Genomic DNA, 20,801 nt, shown 5'->3' on the forward strand with positions numbered 1-20,801 from the left:
CCGAGTTACGTTCTTGACTGTTTGACCAGCCCTGCAATCACGTCTCGCACCGACATGCCTTCGGCGCGGGCGGAAAAGGTCAGTGCCATGCGGTGTTGCAGCACCGGCTCGGCCAGCGCGTGCACATCGTCGAGCGAAGGCGCAAGCCGGCCTTCATAGAGCGCGCGGGCACGGGCGCAGAGCATCATCGCCTGGCCGGCGCGCGGGCCGGGACCCCAGGCGACATGCTTGTCGGTCGAAGCATTGCCCTGGCCGGGGCGGGCGGAGCGCACAAGCGAGAGGATGGCGTCAACGACGCCGTCGCTGACCGGCATCTGGCGGATCAGCGTCTGGATCTCGATCAATCGTTCGGCATCGATCACCGCATGCGGAGTCGCTTCGTTGAGACCTGTGGTTTCGAGCAGGATTCGGCGTTCGTCGGCAAGCTCCGGATAGTCGACGTCGACCTGCAGCAGGAAACGGTCGAGCTGGGCTTCCGGCAGCGGATAGGTGCCTTCCTGCTCCAGCGGGTTCTGCGTTGCCAGAACATGGAACGGCGCCGGGAGGTCGTAGCGCTGGCCGGCGATGGTGACGTGATATTCCTGCATCGATTGCAGCAGCGCCGATTGCGTGCGCGGCGAGGCGCGGTTGATTTCGTCGGCCATCAGCAATTGCGCGAAGACCGGGCCTTTGACAAAGCGGAAGGAGCGGCGGCCGCTTTCATCCTGGTCCATGACTTCGGAGCCGAGAATATCCGACGGCATCAGGTCCGGCGTGAACTGCACGCGGTTGGCGGCAAGGCCGAGGACGGCGCCGAGCGTGGTCACCAGCTTGGTCTTGGCAAGGCCCGGTACGCCGACAAGCAAAGCGTGGCCACCGGCAAGCACGGCGAGAAGCGTGTTTTCAACAACGCTTTCCTGGCCGAAGATGACCTTCGAAACCTCGTCGCGGATGGTGGCGATATCGCCCAGTGCCCGCTCGGCCGATGCGATCATGGCCTGGTCATCGAGGCTCGTTTCGGTCGATTTGATCATGCCCATTTGCATCTCCAACGGCTGAAAAACGGTACGCGCGATTCGCAGACCTTACACATTTGCCTCATACTCAATACAACTTACCGCCATGAAGATAGCTGACAAGCGCGTTTCGAATGACTATCTCGTGAGAAACGGCTGTATTCAGGACTAAGTGCAAACCGGGACGGAACAATGGCAAGCGAAGAAATCAGGGCGACGAGCGATGCGGCAAGTCTGGCTGCGCTGATTTCGCGCGCGGCTGGCGACAATGGCGGACGCAAGAAAGGCCTGCCGCCCGTCGATCGCTGGAATCCGCCGTTTTGCGGCGATATCGACATGGAAATCCGGGCCGACGGCACCTGGTTCTACATGGGCACGCCGATCGGCCGCGCACCGCTGGTGCGGCTGTTTTCCACCGTTCTGCGCAAGGATGCGGATGAAAAGACCTATCTGGTCACGCCTGTGGAAAAGGTCGGCATCCGTGTCGTCGATGCGCCCTTTGTCGCCGTCGAGATGAGCGTGACCGAACGTGACGGCAATCGGCTGCTGACGTTCCGCACCAATGTCGGCGATGTTGTCGAGGCGGGCAGGGAACATCCGATACGCTTCGTCATCCGCGGCGACAACGACGAACTGAAACCCTACCTGCATATTCGCGGCCGGCTGGAAGCGCTGGTGACACGCGCGGTGATGTATGATCTCGTTGAACTGGGCGAGACGGTGGTGATTGCCGGGCGGGAGATCTTCTGCGTGCGCTCCGGCACCTCTATCTTTCCCGTCATGCCGGTTGCCGAATTGGATGCGCTGACGCGATGAGCGAATTCCCCCTTTATTCCGCCGGTGAATTCCGGCGTCGTGCGCTCAATCAGAGTGGCGGCCCGATCGAACTTGCCTGGCGCGACCATGGCGACCATGTGCTCAATCCCGAAACGATCCTGCAGGTCGAGGGCCTGTCGCTGCGCGATGCGGCGGTGCTGGTGCCGGTGGTGGATGATGGCGAGGACGCCAAGGTCATCTTCACGCTGCGGACTTCGACCCTGCGCAAGCACTCCGGCCAGATCGCCTTTCCCGGCGGGGCCATCGATCCGGAGGATGCATCGCCGGAAATGGCGGCGATGCGTGAGGCCGCCGAAGAGATCGGCCTGGCGGATATTTTCGTAGAGCCGGTGGCCCGCTTGCCTTATTATTTGGCGGCGACCGGCTTTCGCATCACGCCGATCCTTGCGGTGGTCAAGCCCGGTTTCGAACTGACGCTCAATCCGACCGAGGTGGAGGACGCGTTTGAAGTGCCGCTCTCCTTCCTGATGGACCCGGACCATCACGTCACCGACAGCATGGTCTGGCAGGGGATCGAGCGTCAGTTCTATCGTATGCCCTATGGATCGCACATGATCTGGGGCATTACAGCGGGCATTGTCCGCACGCTTTATGAAAGGCTTTATTCATGACTTCCGTTGCCGGTCAGACCTGGTTCAAGGACGAGGCCCTGCAGCGCGTGCTGTCCCTGTTGAACGCCGATGGTGGCGAGGGGCGTGTCGTCGGTGGGGCGGTGCGTAACAGCCTGCTGGGGCTGCCGGTCGCCGATATTGATATCGCCACGACCTTGTTGCCGGAGGCGGTCATCGAAAGGGCTGCTGCCGCCGGTGTCAAGGCGGTGCCGACAGGCATCGCGCATGGGACGGTGACGCTGGTCATCGATGGGAAACCGTTTGAGATCACCACCTTGCGCCGCGATGTTGAGACGGATGGCCGGCGCGCCCAGGTGGCCTTCAGCAATGACTGGGAGGCGGATGCCGAGCGGCGCGACCTGACGATCAACGCGCTCTATGCCTCTGACAATGGCGAGGTCATCGATATGGTCGGCGGACTCGCCGATCTTGAGCGCCGCAATATCCGTTTCATCGGGGATGCTGCTACGCGGATCGCCGAAGACCATCTGCGTATCCTGCGTTTCTTTCGATTCTTCGCCTATTACGGCAGCGGCCGGCCGGATGCCGACGGGTTGCGTGCCTGCGCGGCGGCGCGCTCCAAGATCGCATCGCTGTCGGCGGAGCGCGTCTGGTCGGAGATGAAGAAGCTGCTTGCGGCCAAGGATCCGGGCCGGGCTTTACTCTGGATGCGGCAGGTCGGGATCCTGACCGAGGTGCTGCCGGAAACCGAAAAATGGGGCATCGACGCCATTCCGGCGCTGATCGCCACGGAACAGGCGCTCGGCTGGACGTCAGATCCGTTGCTGCGGCTTGCGGCCATCGTGCCGCCGGACGCCGCGAGACTGGCAAAGCTTGCCGAGCGGTTGCGGTTGTCGAAGGCAGAGGCCGCCTATTTGCAGGGCTGGGCGAATGCGCCAGGTATCAAGGACGACATGTCTGAAGCGGCCTTTGACCGCTTGCTTTACCGCTATGATACGCCCGGCGTCGCCGCTCGGTTGAAGCTGGCGCTTGCCGTTGCGCGGGGCAAGGCGGAGGGTGATTTCGAGGAGATGGCGCGCACGGCCCGGCTGGGCAAGCTGCTGGAGCGGACGGCAGGCTGGAAGAAGCCGGCCTTTCCGGTCAGCGGCGCGGATGCGCTGGCCGCTGGCGTCAGCGCCGGGCCTCGGGTCGGCGAAATTCTCGGCAAGCTCGAGCAGCAATGGCTCGACGGCAATTTCGCCATGGACCGGGCGGCTCTGCTCGCCCGGCTGAAGGAATTGATCGATTCTTGATGCCTATGGGCTGGGACTAGGCGGCGTTCGCTTCGTCGCGAATGCGTGCCTTGATGTTATCGACCATGCCTTCCCGGATGGTCGTCTCGCCATGGGCGTTACGCATGTGCTCCACGGCGCGACGAACCACTTCGGCATCGTCGTTGGCGCGGGTGTGCCAGTCGCAGCCGGGCACGAGCGTACCACATTCGAACAGTCGCATATCTGCCTCCTGATATTTCAACGTGATGTCATCTCTTCATGCCGTAGGGGCATGAAGGTCGAAACGCGAAAGGTGGAGAAAGGTTTCGTGCGTCCGGCAAGGCTTTCACCCCGCCGGACGATGCTTTCCAGACATCAGTCCGGCATGGCCCATGCCTTGAAGCAATCCGAAGATTGATATTTCGGAGCCGGCGTTTGTCGTGCCGGACGATCCGCCGCCATGCTGGCGATCTCGCCTGGTGACTTACCGGCGAGCTGCATCCTGACCTGCTCGATGAAGCAGGAGAGGGGCAGATCCGATCCGCTTCGGACCCGCATATCCTCGGCCAGCCGAACGATGAACTCCGGCGTGTCGACGCTACGCGAGAGCTTCTGTTCATTCGCAGTCTCTGCAACTTGATTCTGTACTGCCATTACAATCTCCTCCGATTGAAACGCGCATTACCTAACCTAGGTACTCCTCCGAGTGATTTCAGGGTGCTCCTGATGTTTTAATGTTGGCGCTTACGGCCAACGCACCACGGGCGGCAAGGACGATAGGATCGACTCAACATTGCCGCCGGTCTTCAGCCCGAAGATTGTACCCCGGTCGTAGAGCAAATTGAACTCCACATAGCGCCCGCGACGGATCAATTGTTCGTCACGATCCTCTTCGGTCCATGTTTCGTTGAAGTTCGAGCGGACGATCCGAGGATAGACCATGGAGAATGCGCGGCCGACGTCGCGGGTGAAGGCGAAATCGGCATCCCAGCTGCCTGCCTCTTCTGTGGAGTGCAGCCAGTCAAAGAAGATGCCGCCGATGCCGCGCGATTCATTGCGGTGCTTCAGATAGAAATATTCGTCGCACCATGCCTTGTAGCGCTGGTAATCCGCTACCTTGTGGCGATCGCAGACGATCTGCATCGCGCGGTGGAAGAGGACGCTGTCGGTGTCTTCCTGCGTGCGCCGCCGGTTAAGCATCGGCGTTAGATCGCAGCCGCCGCCGAACCATTGGCTTGTCGTCACCACCATGCGGGTGTTCATGTGCACGGTCGGCACATTCGGATTGACGGGATGAGCGATCAGCGACAGGCCGGAGGCCCAGAAGCGCGGATCTTCTTCGGCACCTGGGATCTGGCTACGGAAGTCGGGCGAGAATTCACCGTAGACGGTGGAGGTATGGATGCCGACCTTCTCGAAGACGCGACCTTCCATCATCGACATGCGCCCGCCGCCGCCTTCGCCGTTCTCCCGCTGCCAGTCCTTGGCGACGAAGCGACCCGGTGTCTGATCGGAAAGCGGACCGGCAAGCTCGTCTTCCAGCTGTTCGAACTCGGCGCAGAGTGCATCGCGCAGGCTCTGAAACCAGCCTTGTGCCGCTTCCTTCTTGTCTTCGATGTCCTCGGGTAGTTCCTTGGGGAGGTTCGGTCGTTCCATATGTGCTCTCCGGATGCGGGCGGCCAGAGGCCCGCGATTCGATTTGTCGCCTTGAATATCAGCAACATCGTGGCGGAACCAGCGCGCTTGCCTCGCAGGAGAATCGACTCGCAAATTGTCAAATGCGGTATTATGTTCCCTGTTAAAGGCGAGGTTTCATGATGAAGATACCCGGACCGCCGCCCCTCGATGGGTTGAAACGTAGACTATTCCGGTACCGGCAGGAAAACCCGACCGGTAGAAAAAGCGAGTTCGTTCGCGAGACCTTTTGTCTCAGCCGTCCGGAAGCCCGCGCCAAGGCGCGCGAATGGTTCGATACTTTCCCGAAAGCCGCTTACTGGACCGAAGTCGAAAGCTGGCGACAGGTCGACGGCGATCGTATTGAGTTCACCATGCGGCGCCTTCCATCGGCGGATTGATGGGAATGTTGCCGGCGGTGTGAAGCGGCTATTGCGTGTTCCGCAGCCGGCTCTCGATCAACAGCCCGCTTTCATCCAGGATCGGATGCGCCACGGAGACGATGTGGGCGTTGATGCGCTTCAGGTCGCGCAGCATGTCGAGATGCAGCGAGCTGGTCTGCAGGCTGTCGACGCGGCCGTCGCGCAGGCGTTCGAGATGGCGCTCGGAGGATTGCTTCTCCAGCCGGCGGACATCGACCTTCACCTCCATGAGCTGGCGGGCGAGATTGAAATCGCGGGTGACGAAGATAGTCTGGGCGATGCGCAAATTGTCGATCGTCATGCCGAAGAGCTTATGCAGCTCCTGATAACCGTCGTCCGAGAAGGTCAGGCCCTTGCCGATCTTCTTTGCCACCTGTTCGGCCAGGCCCTTTTCGATGATGTCGCCGATATGCTCGAGGTTGATGGCATAGTCGATGATGACGATCGAGCGGCGGCCGTTATCGTCGTCCAGCCCTTCACGGCCGAGCTTGGAGAGATAGATCTTCACCTCCTGCTGGATGCGGTCGACCCGCTTTTCCAGAACCGCGATTTCCTTCAGCGGCGCCAGGTCGTTGTGATTGAAGGCATTTTCCGTGCGGATCAACATGCGCTCGATGAGATCGCCGACGCCCAGCACTTCGCGCGTCGCGCTGGCGAGCGCCACGACCGGTGTGCTGAGTGCGTTATGATCGAGGAACTTCGGCCCGTCATCGGTCTGCGGATCGTCAGCCACCATCCGCAGCATCGTCTTCGACAGAAAAGACGAGAACGGCCAGGCAACGATCGCAAGGGTGATGTTGAAAAGCAGGTGCACGTCGACCGGCAGCTTGGCCGGTGAAAGATGCAGGCCCTGCATCCAAGCGCCGATATAGCCCGCAAAGGGCAGGACGATGAGACAGCCGATCGTGCGCACGATCAGGTTGCCAAGCGTCACCCGCCGGGCGGTGGCGGGGCCGGAGAGGGTGGCGACGACTGGCGGGATCGCGCCGCCGAGATTGGCGCCGAGCACGAGAACAACCGTCAGGGCCGGAGAAAGGATGCCGGCCGAGGCAAGCGACAGGATCAGCACGACCACGGCGAGGCTGGACGACGAGACGAAGGCGAGCACGGCTGAAAAGATCAGCGCCACCGGCAGTGCGCCGTCGAGCAGGCCGATGAAGGCAGCAAGTGCTGGAGACTGCCGCATCGGCTCGGTGGCGAGGCTCAGGAGCTGCAGCGACAGCAGCATCAGGCCGATGCCGATCAGGGCTGTGCCCGCGCCTTGCTGCGTGGTCGACGAGCGGCGGTAGAGCACGATGCCGATGAGAATGATCAGCGGCGACAGCCATTCGATGCCAGTCGCGACGATCCAGGCCGTCACGGCGGTGCCGACATTGGCGCCGAGCAGCACGATCTGGGCCATGCTGGGCAGGACGAGATCGCGTTCGACGAAGGAGGCGATCATCAGCGCGGTTGCGGTCGAGCTTTGCAGCGCCACGGTTGCGACGAAGCCGGAGACGAAGGAGCGAAGGCTGCCACGCGTGCCGCTGGCAAGACCGGTTCTAAGCCGGGCGCCGAAGGCACGCGATACACCATCCTTTACCTGTGCGAGGCCGAACAGCAGTAAAGCCACGGCTCCGAACAGATTGATCATCACGACGGTGGATTCCATGTCGTCTTTTTATATCTTTCTCATGCCGTGATGCTATTGCCGATGAAATGGGAATTTGACGTATATCACTGAAAAGGCATGTATTTCAGTGATTTTTTCCCTGTCTGGAATCGCGGCAATTTTACTCGCCGGCTAAGGATTATACGCTCGTAGCGCCAGTGCTCCAACACCATGCGCGACATATCGGAGTAATATTTGCGCAGTGCCCGATTTTAGTGCGGCTTCGGCGGCGGTGCCTCGTCGGAAGGGCTGGTTTCTTTCGGCGGAATCTTGAGTAAGGTCTTGTTCGAGAATGCTTTTTTCACCTTCTCGATCGGCACGGGCCGCCGCGCCGGTCGTATTGAAGGTGAGGTGGCGGCGGGTTCGGTCATCGACGTTTCAGCTTTGGTTTCGACCTGCAGCGACGGTGTGGCGGCCAGGATCTCTTTCAACACTGATGTCACCGGCAGATGGCTGTGCAAATCGGTATTGGTATGATGCCCGGCATGCGGAACGCGATGGTCGGCGGCAATGAACGGCCGGGAATTCATTTCGCCGAACCAGTCCCACTCGCCGATGACGTCGACCACATCGGAAAAAGCCGGCGGCATGGCGATGCGGGTGCCGATGGTGACGATCTTCGTGCCCTCCGCCAGTTTCGCGGCTCGGGTCTCGTCCTGCCGACCGAGGTCGTGAAGGGCTGCCGAGAGCACCAGATTGCCCTTGGAGTGGCCGACGAGCAGGCGGAAGGAGAAGCGGGGATCGGCCAGAAGCGCGCGCACGGTGCGGGTGTCGAGGCTGGTACGCGAGGTCGTCTCGCTGCCGCTCGCGTCGGCGGCGCCGAATCTCGGTCGTCCGGCAAGGTCGTCCAGCATTTCAAGGACGGGGCGCAGGCCTTTGAGATGTCCGAAGAAGAAATGTCCGCCGAGCGTCTCGGTGATAACATCGGCGAGGCCATAGCCGGAAACGACGACCGCGGCCGGTGCACCGATCGCATCGGCAACATTGCGGGCAAAGGCGGCCGCGCCGAGAGCGGAGCCGCCGATGCCGGCGACAGCCAGTGCTTGCACATTATGGCCGCCGCGCAGCGCGAACTCCTCCAACGTCTCGCAGAGAATGATCGCGCGGCTGCCGCTTGGCGGCACGATCATGATCGTGCCTTCGGCGGCCAGCGAGTCGCTGATGTAGAAAGCTTCGTCGGGAGTGATGACCTTGATGTCGTAGAACAGTGCATCGAGCGTCGTGTTGCGCTGGCGAAGGGCTTCCAGGGCGAGATTGCGCATCGGCGAGCGTTGCAGCCGTTCGGGCAGGCTAAGGGTGCGCGCGAACTGAGTAAGAGTGAGGGTGAATGCCGTCTGGAACATGGGTCACCTCGCCAAGGCTGCCGTAAGTTAGAGCATTCCGATGGAAAGCTTCTCACACTTTATTCAGCATGCCAACGGCAATTCACGACCACGTCGTCTGCCGCAAAGCCTCACCCGATATCATCGCGACGGACATAGCCAGATTGATCGAGCGCTGGCCTTCGAGCATGGGTATGAGGATGCGGCCATCGGCCGTTTCGTGGACGTGATCGGGCACGCCGGCGCTCTCGCGGCCGAAGAGCAAGATATCGTCTTCCCGGAAGGCAAAGTCCGTGTAGCGCTCGGCCGCCTTGGTGGAGGCGAGCACCAGCCGCCGCCCGGTTGCCGCGCGCCAGGTCTCGAAGCGCTCCCAATTGACATGCCGTGTCAGCGCAACGGCGGAGAGGTAATCCATGCCGGCGCGCTTCAGGTTGCGGTCCGAAATATCGAAGCCGGCGGGCTCGATGATATCGACGCCAAGGCCGAGGCAGGCGGCAAGCCGAAGGATCGTGCCGGTGTTGCCGGGAATGTCGGGCTGATAGAGGGCGATGCGCAGCGAAGTCATGGTTTGCAACTAGCGAAAACACCTGAGCCTGTCTTCAGATAATCGTCGAATAGCTCTGTTTTTGTGATGGCGTCCATCAGCAAAATTGAAGATTTCGGCGCGTTTTTAGGCATATTCCGCTTTTCAAAGCAAAAAATGCACGGTAAAAGGGAACCGCTCTACAACTTGCGACACAGGGAGGCTTAGATGAATATATCGTTCGTGATGATGCGCCTCCTGGCCATTCGACCATGGCTATGATTCAGGCGCTATAAAGCGCACTTTCGCGAGTTCCCCCTTTTTTCGATTCGATACGCGGCTGATAGGGCCTCGTTCTTTTATCACCCGGCCATCATGTCAGCCTGTGATCCTTTGAGATGCAGCAGCCGTGGCCAAAGGGTCGAGTCTTTGGAGCATATTTCATGTTTGGCTGGTTCGAACAGCGACTAAATCCCTTTCCGAGCGAAGTGCCGGACGTTCCGCCGCGCGGGCTGTTTGCCTTTTGCTGGCACTATACCAAGCCGGCAGCACCCTGGCTGCTCGCCATGGCTTTTCTCGCCATGTTGATTGCTGCCGGCGAAGTAGCGCTGTTCCAGTTCCTCGGCAATATCGTCGATTGGCTGTCGCATGCCGACCGGGCGACGTTCCTGCAGATGGAATGGAAAAAGCTCTTCTGGATGGGCGCCATGGTGGTGGTCGGCCTGCCGCTGGCTGCCGTCATTCATTCCGTCATCATGCATCAGGTCCTGCTCGGCAACTATCCGATGATTGCCCGCTGGCAGATGCATCGCTTCCTGCTGCGCCACAGCATGACCTTCTTCGCCAACGAGTTTGCGGGACGCGTCGCCACCAAGGTGATGCAGACCTCGCTTGCCGTGCGCGAAGCGGTCATCAAGATCCTCGATGTCTTCGTCTATGTCGTCACCTATTTCCTGTCGATGATTCTGGTCATCGCGGTGGCGGACTGGCGGCTGATGTTGCCGATCCTGGCTTGGCTGGCGGCCTACATCGCCATCGTCGGCTATTTCGTGCCGCGGCTGCGCAAGATCGCCGCCGCCCAGGCCGATGCGCGCTCGACGATGACGGGCCGGGTGGTCGACAGCTATACGAATATCGCAACTGTGAAGCTGTTTTCGCATGCGGGTCGTGAGGAGAGCTATGCCAAGGCTGGCATGGATGGCTTCCTGCAGACCGTCCACGGACAGATGCGTAAGGTGACGCTGTTCTACATCGCGGTTTACGTCAACAATTGCGTGGCGCTCTTCGTCGTCTCGGCACTGTCGATCTGGTTCTGGCTCAGCGGCTCGATCTCGATCGGCGCCATCGCCATCGCCATCGGCCTTGCGATGCGCGTTAACGGCATGTCGCAATGGATCATGTGGGAAGTCTCGGCATTGTTCGAGAATATCGGCACGATCTATGACGGCATCGAGATGCTGACGAAGCCGCACGATATCGTTGATGTGCCGGCGGCTCCGGCGATCACGGCCAAACAGGGCGCGATCCACTTCGATCACGTCCGCTTCCACTATGGCAAGGCCAAGGGCGTCATCGACAACCTGACCTTCGATATCCGTGCCGGCGAGAAGGTCGGTCTTGTCGGCCGCTCCGGCGCCGGCAAGACGACGCTGATGAACCTGCTGCTTCGGTTCTACGACCTCGAAAGCGGGCGCATCACCATCGACGGCCAGGATATTTCCAAGGTGACGCAGGACAGCCTGCGCTCGCTGATCGGGGTGGTGACGCAGGATACGTCGCTGCTGCATCGCTCGATCCGCGACAACATCGCCTATGGTCATCCGGAGGCGACCGACGCCGACATTATCCAGGCGACCAAGCGCGCCAATGCCTGGGAGTTCGTCGAGGGTCTGGTCGACATGCAAGGCCGCCAGGGGCTCGACGCACAGGTCGGCGAGCGCGGCGTCAAGCTCTCCGGCGGCCAGCGGCAGCGCATCGCGATCGCCCGCGTCTTCCTGAAGGACGCGCCGATCCTGGTGCTGGACGAGGCAACCTCGGCGCTCGATTCCGAAGTGGAAGCGGCGATCCAGGAAAATCTCTTCGCACTGATGCAGGGCAAGACGGTGATCGCGATCGCCCACCGTCTGTCGACACTGACCGAGATGGACCGCCTGATCGTGCTCGACAAGGGCCACATCATCGAGACAGGCACGCATCACGACCTCGTCCAGTCCGGCGGCATCTACGCCGACCTCTGGAACCGCCAGTCCGGTGGCTTCCTGGCGGACCATGAAGAGGCCGAGGCGGCGGCGCAGTAGGGATCAAGGGAAGGGCGGGCTTTGGAGCTCGCCCTTTTCATTTGGGATGGCGGGGCATTTTGTCATCCTCGAGTTCATTCGAAACTTGTTTGACGGTTTGCAATCACCTCAAACATGACAAAAATATAATGTTTTCCACCCGCGACATTCCTTTGCGCCGTCGGCGAAACCTCCTATATCGCATGGGATGTTGATCCGCTCCGTCTACCGGCTGTTCGAGACCTGGATTGATCCCTACTACCGCGCCGGCGATCTTCGGCCGCCGCGGTCGCTCTGGGCGTTCATCTGGTATTATGTCGGGCAGGCGAAAGGCCCATTCCTGGCTATGGCGGCGCTGGGCGGCGCCGTGGCGATGCTCGAGGCGGCGCTGTTCTGGTTCGTCGGGCATCTCGTCGATATCCTGGACAAGGTCAAGCCGGGCGAGGGCTGGACGGGACTGCTTGCCGGCCATGGCGGCACGCTGCTCGGCATGGTCTTCGTCGTGCTGGTCGTGCGGTTCGTGGTAGTGAGCCTCGGGGCACTGGTCGAGGAGCAAGTAGTCGTTCCCGGCTTCCTCAATCTGGTGCGCTGGCAGGCCTATGCACATGTCGCGCGTCAATCGATAAGCTTCTTCCAGAATGATTTTTCCGGCCGCATCGTCACCAAGGTCTGGTCGGCGGGGCAGTCGACGGGCGATCTCGTCGTATCGCTGCTGCAGGTGGTCTGGTTCATCATCATCTATGCGGCCTCGACCATAGCGCTGGTCGGCGGGCTGGACTGGCGCCTGGCGCTGGTGATCACCATCTGGATCGGCGTCTTCTTGCTGCTCGCCCGCTATTTCGTGCCGCGCATCCGCCGTCATGCCCGCAATTCCGCCGAAGCGGCATCGGTGCTGAACGGGCGCATGGTCGACGCCTATGCCAATATCCAGACGCTGAAGCTCTTCGGCCGCGAAGAGCAGAACGACGATTATATCCGCAACGGCTTCGACCGCTTCCAGGCGGCCGTCATGCCGTTCACGCGGCTTCTGACCGGCGTGCGCTCGTCGCTGGCGCTTCTGTCGGGCGTGATGATCACGACGATCGCGGCCCTTGCCATCCATCTGTGGCTCGCCGGCGAGATCTCGACCGGCGGCGTGGCCTTCACGCTCAGCATGGTGCTACGGCTCAACATGCTCTTCGGCCGGATGATGTCGCAGTTCAATGCGATCATGCGCAATCTCGGGACGATCCAGAATTCGGCGGAAATGATCTCGGAGCCGATCGGGCTGGTCGACCGACCGGGCGCCAGAGATCTACAGATCGTCCGTCCGGACATCCGCTTCGAGCACATAACCTTCCACTATGGTCGCGGCAGCGGCATCATCGAGGATTTCTCGCTGACTGTCCGCGCCGGCGAGAAGGTCGGCATTGTTGGCCGTTCCGGCGCAGGCAAGACGACACTCGTCAATCTGCTCCTGCGCTTCTACGATCTCGAAGGCGGCCGCATCCTGATCGACGGACAGAATATCGCCATGGTTCGGCAGGAGTCGCTGCGTGCCGAAATCGGTATGGTCACCCAGGATACCGCACTTCTCAACCGGTCCGTCCGCGACAACATCCTCTTCGGCCGTCCGCAGGCGAGTGAGGAGCAGATGGCACAGGCGACGCGGCGGGCGGAAGCGGACAGGTTTATCGCGACGCTGGAGGACCAGAAGGGCCGAAAGGGCTATGCCGCCCATGTCGGCGAGCGCGGCGTCAAGCTCTCCGGCGGCCAGCGCCAGCGCATCGCCATAGCCCGCGTCATGCTGAAGGACGCGCCGATCCTGGTGCTGGACGAGGCGACCTCGGCGCTGGATTCCGAAGCCGAGGCGGCGCTGCAGTCCAATCTCGAAACGCTGATGGAAGGCAAGACGGTGCTGGCCATTGCGCATCGCCTGTCGACCATCGCCAAGCTCGACCGGCTGATCGTTATCGACAAGGGCAGGATCATCGAGGATGGCACGCATGACGAGCTGATTGCCCGCGGCGGCCTCTATTCCGAGCTCTGGGCACGTCAATCCGGCGGCTTTATAGCAGAGGATGCCGAGTAACCTCGTCATCGCAAGCGTCGTACGATTTTCCGGGAAGCTCGCGCAAAATCAAAAGGCTACTTTGAAACGCTGAACTCGGTCATCAGACCAAAATGGTTCGAACCCATGGCATCCGGTATCTGTCGGACGGATATCAACTGCAACGGCGCGCGGGCGAAGACATGGTCGATGGCGATGCCGTAAGCACCGGCCGCGATCGGCCAGGTGGCCGGCTCCGGAAAGGTGTGGCTGAGTCCGGTGTCGTTGAGGAAATCCCGCATATCCGGGGCAATAACCGACGCATTGAAATCACCGGCAAGGATCAGCGGCCCTTGAATACCCTTGAGGATCGGGCCGAGGATGCTCAACTCGTCGGCATGAAATTCGTCGAAGTAAGGCTTGCTGAGATGCGCCGAAACAAAGTTCACAGGCTGACCGTCCATGTCGATGGTCGCGAGAATGAAACGATTGCGCCAGAGGCTGCCGAGGCTGCGCATATCCTGTGCCTGAAACGGACGTTTCGACAGCAAAAGTGAATCGCATTCGATGCTCATGTCGCTGCAGCCGATGCGATAGGGATAGGCGCCACTGATACGCTGCAACTCGGCTTTGATCGGCTCGGCCTCGAAAATCTCCACGACATCGGCGTTGGAGCCCACGATGAGGTCGGCGATGCGAGTGCCGTTTTCGAAATTGCTGTTTTCGATGTTGAAGGAGAGGAGTTTGAAGCTCTTGCCTGTGCCGGGTGCTAGCGGGGAGGCGGCATATTCCCGCAGCATCAGGACCGAATGGACCGCAAGCCCGACGCCGAAAACGATGAGGAGAACCGCATACCAGTGTCGCCGGAAAACAAGCGCGAGCAGGGCAAGCGCAATGCCGAAAAGGCTGAAATGGGTTTGTAGGCTTTCGAAGAAGGCGAGCAGCCAGATGTCGATGACATAGCGCGCCGACAGTGTGACCAGCAATAAGGTCGCGAGCACGCATAAAACACAGTAAATCGTCTGCCTCATAAACATATCCTTGGCATTGCTAAAACGCAGTTCAAAAGCGGGCGGCAGAGCGTGAAATGGTGCGTGATGCGGTCATGAAATCCATAGCGCTTAAAGACGAGGAAAGACTATCGTCTTAGAGATCAATGATCGGCGTGTCATCGAATTTGTTGCGATGCAGCATTGAAATCATTGTTTATTTTGCTCTGCAATGAGAAATTTTATTATGCGAATCTTACGGTTTTTCATGCTCTTACGCCGATTTGACTGACGGCCGTGATTTTAAGCTCGGTGCTCGCAGCCAAATAGCGCGCTTTTCCCGCGACATTGTGCCTCCACCCCTTGCCAAGACTGGACATAATTTGCGATCAAGCTTAGAACGCGGCGGGATACGGAGGAATCTATGGCGGAATTATGGTCGCGTTGATTCGCCGTTAGTGAGGGGGTACCGCAGCGCCTAGCTGCGGTTTTGCGGAAGAGGATGGTCCGGCTTTGAGCGAGCATACAACGACAAGTGAAACCACGGGCGAGCCAACTCGCCGAGATTTCCTTTATCTGACGACGGGCATGGCCGGCGCGGTCGGTGCCGTGGCTGTTGCTTGGCCGTTTATCGACCAGATGCGGCCGGATGCCTCGACCCTTGCCCTTGCTTCCATCGAAGTTGACGTGTCCAGCCTGGAGCCGGGCATGTCTCTGACGGTGAAATGGCGCGGTAAGCCGGTCTTCATCCGCAACCGCACGCAAAAGGAAATCGACGACGGCAAGGGCGCACAGATTTCCGATCTGAAGGACCCGGTTGCCCGTAACGCCAATCTGCCGGCGGATGCGCAGGCGACCGATGTCGCGCGTTCGGCCGGTGACGGGAAGGAAAACTGGCTGGTCATGATCGGCGTCTGCACCCATCTCGGTTGCATACCGCTCGGTCAGGCAGGGGAATATGGCGGGTGGTTCTGTCCCTGTCACGGTTCGGTCTATGATACTGCCGGTCGCATCCGCCATGGGCCGGCGCCGCAGAACCTCGCCATTCCGCTATATGCGTTTACCGCAGAAAAAAAGATCAAGGTCGGTTGAGGGGGAACTGAATCATGAGTGGTCATTCGTCTTACGAGCCATCGACAGGGCTCGAAAAATGGGTCGACGCGCGGTTGCCGCTGCCGCGCATGGTCTATGACAGTTTCATTGCCTATCCGGTCCCGCGCAATCTGAACTATGCCTATACGTTCGGCGCCATGCTGGCCGTGATGCTCATTCTGCAAATCCTGACCGGCGTCGTTCTTGCCATGCATTATGCGGCGGACACGACCGTCGCCTTCAACTCCGTCGAAAAGATCGTGCGCGACGTCAACCACGGTTGGCTGCTGCGCTATATGCACGCCAATGGCGCTTCCTTCTTCTTCGTCGCGGTCTATCTCCACATCGCTCGTGGCCTCTATTACGGCTCCTACAAGGCGCCGCGCGAGATCCTCTGGATCCTCGGCGTGATCATCTATCTGCTGATGATGGCAACGGCCTTTATGGGCTACGTTCTGCCCTGGGGCCAGATGTCCTTCTGGGGGGCGACCGTCATCACCGGCTTCTTCTCGGCCTTTCCCTGGGTCGGCGACTGGATCCAGACCTTCCTGCTCGGCGGCTTCGCCGTCGACGATCCGACGCTCAATCGCTTCTTCTCGTTGCACTATCTGCTGCCGTTCATGATCGCCGGTGTCGTTATCCTGCACATCTGGGCGCTGCATGTGACCGGCCAGACGAACCCGACCGGCGTTGAGGTCAAGTTGAAGACCGATACCGTACCCTTCACGCCCTATGCGACGCTGAAGGATGCGCTCGGCGTTTCCATCTTCCTGCTGGTATTCGCTTATTTCGTCTTCTATCTGCCGAACTTCCTTGGCCACGCCGACAACTACATTCCGGCCAATCCGCTGAAGACGCCGGCTCACATCGTTCCGGAATGGTACTTCCTGCCGTTCTACGCGATGCTGCGCTCTATCACCTTCAACATCGGCCCGATCGACTCCAAGCTCGGCGGCGTTCTGACGATGTTCGGCGCGATCATCGTGCTGTTCTTCCTGCCCTGGCTGGATACGTCGAAGATCCGCTCGGCGGTCTATCGTCCCTGGTACAAGCTGTTCTTCTGGCTGTTCGTCGCCGATGCCGTTCTGCTCGGCTGGCTCGGTTCGCAGCCGGCGGAAGGCAGTTTCGTCGTGATCTCGCAGTTCGCGACGCTGTTCTACTTCCTGTTCTTCCTCGTCGCCATGCCGGTTCTCGGTCTGGTCGAAACACCGAGGCGCATTCCAAATTCGATTACGGAGGCGGTCCTTGAGAAGCAGAACGGCAAGACAGCCGTTCCGGCTCAAGCGTAACCGGGGAAGAGAACAATGAAAAAGCTTGTTGCCGGCCTTTTGTCGCTCGCACTTATCGGTGGCTTCGCCACGGTTGCCGCCGTTGCCGCGGAAACCAAGCCCGCCGCCGAAGAAGCGACACCGCACTACCCGCTCAAGGAGCCAAGGACCCAGCACTGGACTTTCTCCGGCCCCTTCGGCTATTACGACAAGGCGCAGCTTCAGCGTGGCCTCAAGGTCTACACGGAAGTCTGTTCCGCCTGCCATTCGATGAAGCTGGTGGCCTTCCGCACGCTGGGCGAGCTCGGCTATTCGGAAGCGCAGGTGAAGACCTTCGCGGCGAACTACGAAGTGCAGGACGGTCCGAACCCCCAGGGTGAGATGTTCACGCGCAAGGCGCTTCCGTCTGACCATTTCCCGTCGCCGTTCCCGAACGACGAAGCGGCAGCCGCCTCGAACAACGGGGCCGTGCCGCCGGACATGTCGCTGCTTGCCAAGGCGCGTGAAATCGAGCGCGGCTTCCCGCAGTTCATCTTCGACATCTTCACGCAGTATCAGGAAGGCGGCCCGGATTATATCTACTCGCTGCTGACCGGCTACGAGGAGCCGCCGGCTGGCTTCCAGGTTGCGCAGAATTCGCACTATAATCCGTATTTCGATGCGGCCGCGACCTTCGCCATGCCGAAGCCGCTCTCCGACGGTCAGGTCACCTATGACGACGGCTCGCCGCAGACGGTCGATCAGTATTCGCACGATGTTTCCGCCTTCCTGATGTGGGCTGCGGAGCCGCATCTGGAGGAGCGCAAGCACCTTGGCTTCATGGTCATCATATTCCTGCTGATCTTCTCGACGCTGATCTATCTCACCAAGCGGTCGGTCTACGCCAAGGCTGGCGCTCACTAGGCAGTTCGGCCCTGCAATCAACAAGAGGCGGCCCGTTGTGGTCGCCTTTTTTGTTGGTATCGCGCACGCGTCTTGCTAGGGTGCGGCCGGCCCTATCTTAGCCTGAGAGTACATATTTCCATGAAGACCATTGCTTCGGAGCTTGCCGCCAGCATCCGCTCCATCCCGGACTATCCCAAGCCCGGTATCATCTTCCGCGACATCACCACGATGCTTGGCGATGCCAAGGCGTTTCGCCGTGCCGTTGATGCGCTAGTGCAGCCCTATGCCGGCACCAAGATCGACAAGGTCGCCGGCATGGAGGCCCGTGGCTTCATTCTGGGCGGCGCAGTGGCGCATCAGCTGTCGGCCGGTTTCGTCCCGATCCGCAAGAAGGGCAAGCTGCCGCATGATATCGTGCGTATCGCCTACAGCCTCGAATATGGTGTCGACGAGATGGAGATGCACCGTGACGCGGTGAATCCCGGCGAAAAGGTGATCCTGGTCGACGACCTGATCGCAACGGGCGGCACCGCAGTTGGCGCCACCCAGTTGCTGCGCCAGATCGGCGCGGAAGTCGTCGCCGCCTGCTTCGTCATCGACCTGCCGGATCTCGGCGGCCGCAAGAAGCTGGAAGCACTCGATGTGCCGGTCCACACACTGGTGGAATTCAGCGGGCATTGATGGAAAGACCTTCTCCCCAATGGAGAGAAGGCATCACTCAAACTCCAGAACAGTGCTCTCGAAGCGTATCACCGGCACGCCATGCTGGTTGGTTCCGTCGCAGAGGATGGTGTTGAGCGTCCAGCCTGGGCGTGACGCCAGGGGGCGGCTGGAAAGCAGGGTGACGCCGTAGGTGACGGTGTCACCGGCAAAGACGGGGCGAAGCCATTGCAGCTTCTGGAAACCGGCCGAGGGACCGAGTTTGGGCGGCTTTCCGCCCTCGGCAATCAGGCGGGCGGTTTCGCCTTTCCAATAGTCGATGAAAGTCCTCATCCAGGCTGCACAGGTGTGCCAACCGGAAGCGCAGAGGCCGCCGAATAGCGTCTCCTTGGCTGCTTCCGCGTCCATATGGAAAATCTGCGGGTCGAAGCGCGAGGCGAAGTGGACGATGTTTTCAGCCGTAAACGTATGGCTGCCGATCTCGGCCCGTTCGCCGGTGGGATAGAGCTCCATCATCTTCATGGCGAGACCTCCACAGGCGAGCGCATGCGGATCATGGTGGCGTTTTCGCCGAGGCAGACGAGTTCGTCATGCTGGTTTTTCACTTCATGCCGGAACTTGACGATGCCGATGCCAGGGCGCGAGCGCATGGCGCGGGATTCGAGCACGATGGAGCGGCCGGAAAGTGTGTCGCCCGCGAGAACCGGCTTCTTCCAGTCCATGAAGTCGATGCCCGGCGCGCCCTCGGATTCGGTGTCGAGTAGATAGCTGTCGCACATCATCCGCATGAACATTGCCGATGTGTGCCAGCCGGAGGCGGCAAGCCCACCGAGGATACTGGCCCGGCCGGCGGCTTCATCGAGATGCATCGGCTGCGGGTCGAACTCGCTTGCGAATTCAATGATTTCCTCGGCCGTCACATGCTTCGGCCCAAGCGGAAACATCTGTCCCGGCTGAAAATCCTCATAGGTCAGTTTCGCCATATCCGTCAGCAGCCTCCTCATTCCTCCCGAGCGCAATCGCATGGCGGGCGGGAGTGGCGCAAGTATTTTCGTGACGGGGAAGGACGTGCGGCCCTTGGCTGCGCCTTGGTGATCGGTGCTGGCTGGTCGCATCTGCACCGCGCAACCGTCCGACGGCCACGCAGGGAAGACTGCCGGCGCTCAGGTGAGGGCCGGCAATCTCTTTATGTCTTAGGCATTGAAGAGGAAGTTGAGGACGTCGCCGTCCTGGACGACATATTCCTTGCCTTCGGAGCGCATCTTGCCGTTTTCCTTGGCGCCGACTTCGCCCTTGAAGGCGATGTAATCGCTATAGGCGATGGTTTGGGCGCGGATGAAGCCGCGTTCGAAATCGGAATGGATGACGCCGGCCGCCTGTGGGGCCTTGGTGCCTTCCTCGATCGTCCAGGCGCGCGTTTCCTTCGGGCCGACGGTGAAATAGGTGATGAGATGCAGCAGCTTGTAGCCGGCGCGGATCAGCTGGTCGAGGCCGGCTTCCTTGAGACCGAGTTCGGAGAGGAACTCCATGGCTTCGTCTGCGGGCAGCTGCGCCACCTCCGCTTCGATGGCGGCGGAGATGATCACCACTTCGGAATTCTGCTCCTTCGCCATGGCGGCGACGGCGGCTGTATGCTCATTGCCGGCAACGGCATCGGCTTCGGCGACGTTGCAGACATAGAGCACGGGATGCGAGGTCAGAAGGTTCAGGCTCTTGAGGATACGGAGTTCCTCGTCGTCGAGCTTCGACAGCAAGGTGCGAACCGGCTTGCCTTCGTTCAACAGCTTGAGCGAGGCTTCCATCAGCGGCAGCATCGCCATGGATTCCTTGTCCTTGCCGGTGGCGCGCTTGCGCGTCTGCTCGGTGCGGCGCTCCAGGCTCTCGAGATCGGAGAGCATCAGCTCGGTCTCGATGGTCTCGGCGTCGGCAACCGGATTGATGCGACCTTCGACATGGGTGATGTCGCTGTCTTCGAAGCAGCGCAGCACATGCACGATGGCATCGACTTCGCGAATGTTGGCAAGGAACTGGTTGCCCAGGCCTTCACCCTTCGACGCGCCGCGCACCAGGCCGGCAATATCGACGAAGGAGATGCGCGTCGGGATCAGTTCTTTCGACTTGGCGATTTGGGCAAGCTGCTCCATACGCGGATCGGGAACCGCCACTTCACCCGTGTTCGGCTCGATCGTGCAGAACGGATAATTCGCCGCCTGCGCCGCCGCCGTCTTGGTCAGCGCGTTGAACAGAGTGGACTTGCCGACGTTCGGCAGCCCGACGATACCGCATTTGAAACCCATGGCACCTTGTCCATATCTTGAAAATCTTTGCAGTGCGTATGGGGGAAGGTCGGTTG

Annotated in this window: 21 protein-coding genes; 10 read left to right on the forward strand and 11 right to left on the reverse strand. The window is 60.5% G+C overall.

Going from position 1 to position 20,801, the window contains the following annotated elements:
* Positions 1 to 5: 5 nt before the first annotated feature.
* Positions 6 to 1,019, reverse strand: a complete 1,014-nt coding sequence (locus PMI03_RS09935) for a MoxR family ATPase (RefSeq protein ID WP_007692510.1) — start codon at positions 1,017 to 1,019, stop codon at positions 6 to 8.
* A gap of 168 nt (positions 1,020 to 1,187) precedes the next feature.
* On the opposite strand from PMI03_RS09935, the gene PMI03_RS09940 reads away from it, so the two are divergent.
* From PMI03_RS09940 to PMI03_RS09950, 3 genes are read left to right on the forward strand one after another with little or no spacing between them, the layout of a single operon-like run.
* Positions 1,188 to 1,811, forward strand: coding sequence for a DUF1285 domain-containing protein (locus PMI03_RS09940; protein ID WP_007692511.1), 624 nt, complete (start codon positions 1,188 to 1,190; stop codon positions 1,809 to 1,811).
* Positions 1,808 to 2,443, forward strand: a complete 636-nt coding sequence (locus PMI03_RS09945) for a CoA pyrophosphatase (protein ID WP_007692513.1) — start codon at positions 1,808 to 1,810, stop codon at positions 2,441 to 2,443. The genes PMI03_RS09940 and PMI03_RS09945 overlap by 4 nt, the downstream gene beginning before the upstream one ends.
* Positions 2,440 to 3,696: a CCA tRNA nucleotidyltransferase gene (locus tag PMI03_RS09950; protein ID WP_007692515.1), complete on the forward strand. Its 1,257-nt coding sequence runs from the start codon at positions 2,440 to 2,442 to the stop codon at positions 3,694 to 3,696. The genes PMI03_RS09945 and PMI03_RS09950 overlap by 4 nt, the downstream gene beginning before the upstream one ends.
* 16 nt (positions 3,697 to 3,712) lie before the next feature.
* On the opposite strand, the gene PMI03_RS09955 is transcribed toward PMI03_RS09950, so the two are convergent.
* The 3 genes from PMI03_RS09955 to hemF all read right to left on the reverse strand — a co-directional run bounded on the left by PMI03_RS09955 (position 3,713) and on the right by hemF (position 5,313).
* On the reverse strand, positions 3,713 to 3,898 hold the full coding sequence (locus PMI03_RS09955) for a DUF1059 domain-containing protein (protein ID WP_007692516.1): 186 nt from the start codon (positions 3,896 to 3,898) through the stop codon (positions 3,713 to 3,715).
* Between the two features lie 134 nt (positions 3,899 to 4,032).
* Positions 4,033 to 4,311 (reverse strand): hypothetical protein, encoded by a 279-nt coding sequence (locus PMI03_RS09960; RefSeq protein ID WP_007692518.1) that lies wholly within the window; start codon positions 4,309 to 4,311, stop codon positions 4,033 to 4,035.
* Between the two features lie 90 nt (positions 4,312 to 4,401).
* Positions 4,402 to 5,313 (reverse strand): oxygen-dependent coproporphyrinogen oxidase, encoded by a 912-nt coding sequence (gene hemF, locus PMI03_RS09965; protein ID WP_007692520.1) that lies wholly within the window; start codon positions 5,311 to 5,313, stop codon positions 4,402 to 4,404.
* A 158-nt stretch (positions 5,314 to 5,471) separates the two neighbouring features.
* On the opposite strand from hemF, the gene PMI03_RS09970 reads away from it, so the two are divergent.
* Positions 5,472 to 5,732, forward strand: coding sequence for a hypothetical protein (locus PMI03_RS09970; protein ID WP_012651949.1), 261 nt, complete (start codon positions 5,472 to 5,474; stop codon positions 5,730 to 5,732).
* 28 nt (positions 5,733 to 5,760) lie between these two features.
* On the opposite strand, the gene PMI03_RS09975 is transcribed toward PMI03_RS09970, so the two are convergent.
* The 3 genes from PMI03_RS09975 to PMI03_RS09985 form a co-directional block, all read right to left on the reverse strand.
* On the reverse strand, positions 5,761 to 7,404 hold the full coding sequence (locus PMI03_RS09975) for a Na/Pi cotransporter family protein (protein ID WP_039973753.1): 1,644 nt from the start codon (positions 7,402 to 7,404) through the stop codon (positions 5,761 to 5,763).
* Positions 7,405 to 7,616: 212 nt separating this feature from the next.
* Entirely contained in the window at positions 7,617 to 8,747 is a 1,131-nt protein-coding gene (locus PMI03_RS09980; RefSeq protein ID WP_007692531.1) for a hypothetical protein, read from the reverse strand.
* Positions 8,748 to 8,829: 82 nt separating this feature from the next.
* Positions 8,830 to 9,291 carry a tRNA (cytidine(34)-2'-O)-methyltransferase gene (locus tag PMI03_RS09985; protein ID WP_007692534.1) on the reverse strand — a complete coding sequence of 154 codons (462 nt, stop codon included), beginning with the start codon at positions 9,289 to 9,291 and terminating at the stop codon, positions 8,830 to 8,832.
* A gap of 401 nt (positions 9,292 to 9,692) precedes the next feature.
* On the opposite strand from PMI03_RS09985, the gene PMI03_RS09990 reads away from it, so the two are divergent.
* Together PMI03_RS09990 and PMI03_RS09995 are read left to right on the forward strand one after the other, a co-directional pair.
* On the forward strand, positions 9,693 to 11,546 hold the full coding sequence (locus PMI03_RS09990) for an ABC transporter ATP-binding protein (RefSeq protein ID WP_007692536.1): 1,854 nt from the start codon (positions 9,693 to 9,695) through the stop codon (positions 11,544 to 11,546).
* A gap of 187 nt (positions 11,547 to 11,733) precedes the next feature.
* Positions 11,734 to 13,596, forward strand: a complete 1,863-nt coding sequence (locus PMI03_RS09995) for an ABC transporter ATP-binding protein (RefSeq protein WP_007692537.1) — start codon at positions 11,734 to 11,736, stop codon at positions 13,594 to 13,596.
* Positions 13,597 to 13,652: 56 nt separating this feature from the next.
* Here PMI03_RS09995 and PMI03_RS10000 read toward each other — a convergent pair whose 3' ends face one another.
* Positions 13,653 to 14,585, reverse strand: coding sequence for an endonuclease/exonuclease/phosphatase family protein (locus tag PMI03_RS10000; RefSeq protein ID WP_007692542.1), 933 nt, complete (start codon positions 14,583 to 14,585; stop codon positions 13,653 to 13,655).
* Between the two features lie 471 nt (positions 14,586 to 15,056).
* On the opposite strand from PMI03_RS10000, the gene petA reads away from it, so the two are divergent.
* The 4 genes from petA to PMI03_RS10020 all read left to right on the forward strand — a co-directional run bounded on the left by petA (position 15,057) and on the right by PMI03_RS10020 (position 18,469).
* A complete protein-coding gene (petA, locus tag PMI03_RS10005) occupies positions 15,057 to 15,635 on the forward strand; it encodes a ubiquinol-cytochrome c reductase iron-sulfur subunit (RefSeq protein WP_007692544.1) in 579 nt (192 codons plus the stop codon).
* A gap of 14 nt (positions 15,636 to 15,649) precedes the next feature.
* Positions 15,650 to 16,924 carry a cytochrome b N-terminal domain-containing protein gene (locus PMI03_RS10010; protein ID WP_007692546.1) on the forward strand — a complete coding sequence of 425 codons (1,275 nt, stop codon included), beginning with the start codon at positions 15,650 to 15,652 and terminating at the stop codon, positions 16,922 to 16,924.
* Positions 16,925 to 16,939: 15 nt separating this feature from the next.
* Complete coding sequence (locus PMI03_RS10015) at positions 16,940 to 17,806, forward strand: cytochrome c1 (RefSeq protein WP_007692555.1); 867 nt, start codon at positions 16,940 to 16,942, stop codon at positions 17,804 to 17,806.
* Between the two features lie 120 nt (positions 17,807 to 17,926).
* Positions 17,927 to 18,469: an adenine phosphoribosyltransferase gene (locus PMI03_RS10020; protein WP_007692558.1), complete on the forward strand. Its 543-nt coding sequence runs from the start codon at positions 17,927 to 17,929 to the stop codon at positions 18,467 to 18,469.
* A gap of 33 nt (positions 18,470 to 18,502) precedes the next feature.
* On the opposite strand, the gene PMI03_RS10025 is transcribed toward PMI03_RS10020, so the two are convergent.
* The 3 genes from PMI03_RS10025 to ychF form a co-directional block, all read right to left on the reverse strand.
* Complete coding sequence (locus PMI03_RS10025) at positions 18,503 to 18,970, reverse strand: MaoC family dehydratase (protein ID WP_007692559.1); 468 nt, start codon at positions 18,968 to 18,970, stop codon at positions 18,503 to 18,505.
* Entirely contained in the window at positions 18,967 to 19,431 is a 465-nt protein-coding gene (locus PMI03_RS10030; RefSeq protein WP_007692561.1) for a MaoC family dehydratase, read from the reverse strand. The genes PMI03_RS10025 and PMI03_RS10030 overlap by 4 nt, the downstream gene beginning before the upstream one ends.
* A 210-nt stretch (positions 19,432 to 19,641) precedes the next feature.
* Positions 19,642 to 20,745, reverse strand: a complete 1,104-nt coding sequence (gene ychF / locus PMI03_RS10035; protein ID WP_007692563.1) for a redox-regulated ATPase YchF — start codon at positions 20,743 to 20,745, stop codon at positions 19,642 to 19,644.
* Positions 20,746 to 20,801 lie beyond the last annotated feature (56 nt).

The sequence above is a fragment of the Rhizobium sp. AP16 genome, assembly GCF_000281735.1.
Classification (GTDB): Bacteria; Pseudomonadota; Alphaproteobacteria; order Rhizobiales; family Rhizobiaceae; genus Rhizobium; species Rhizobium rhizogenes.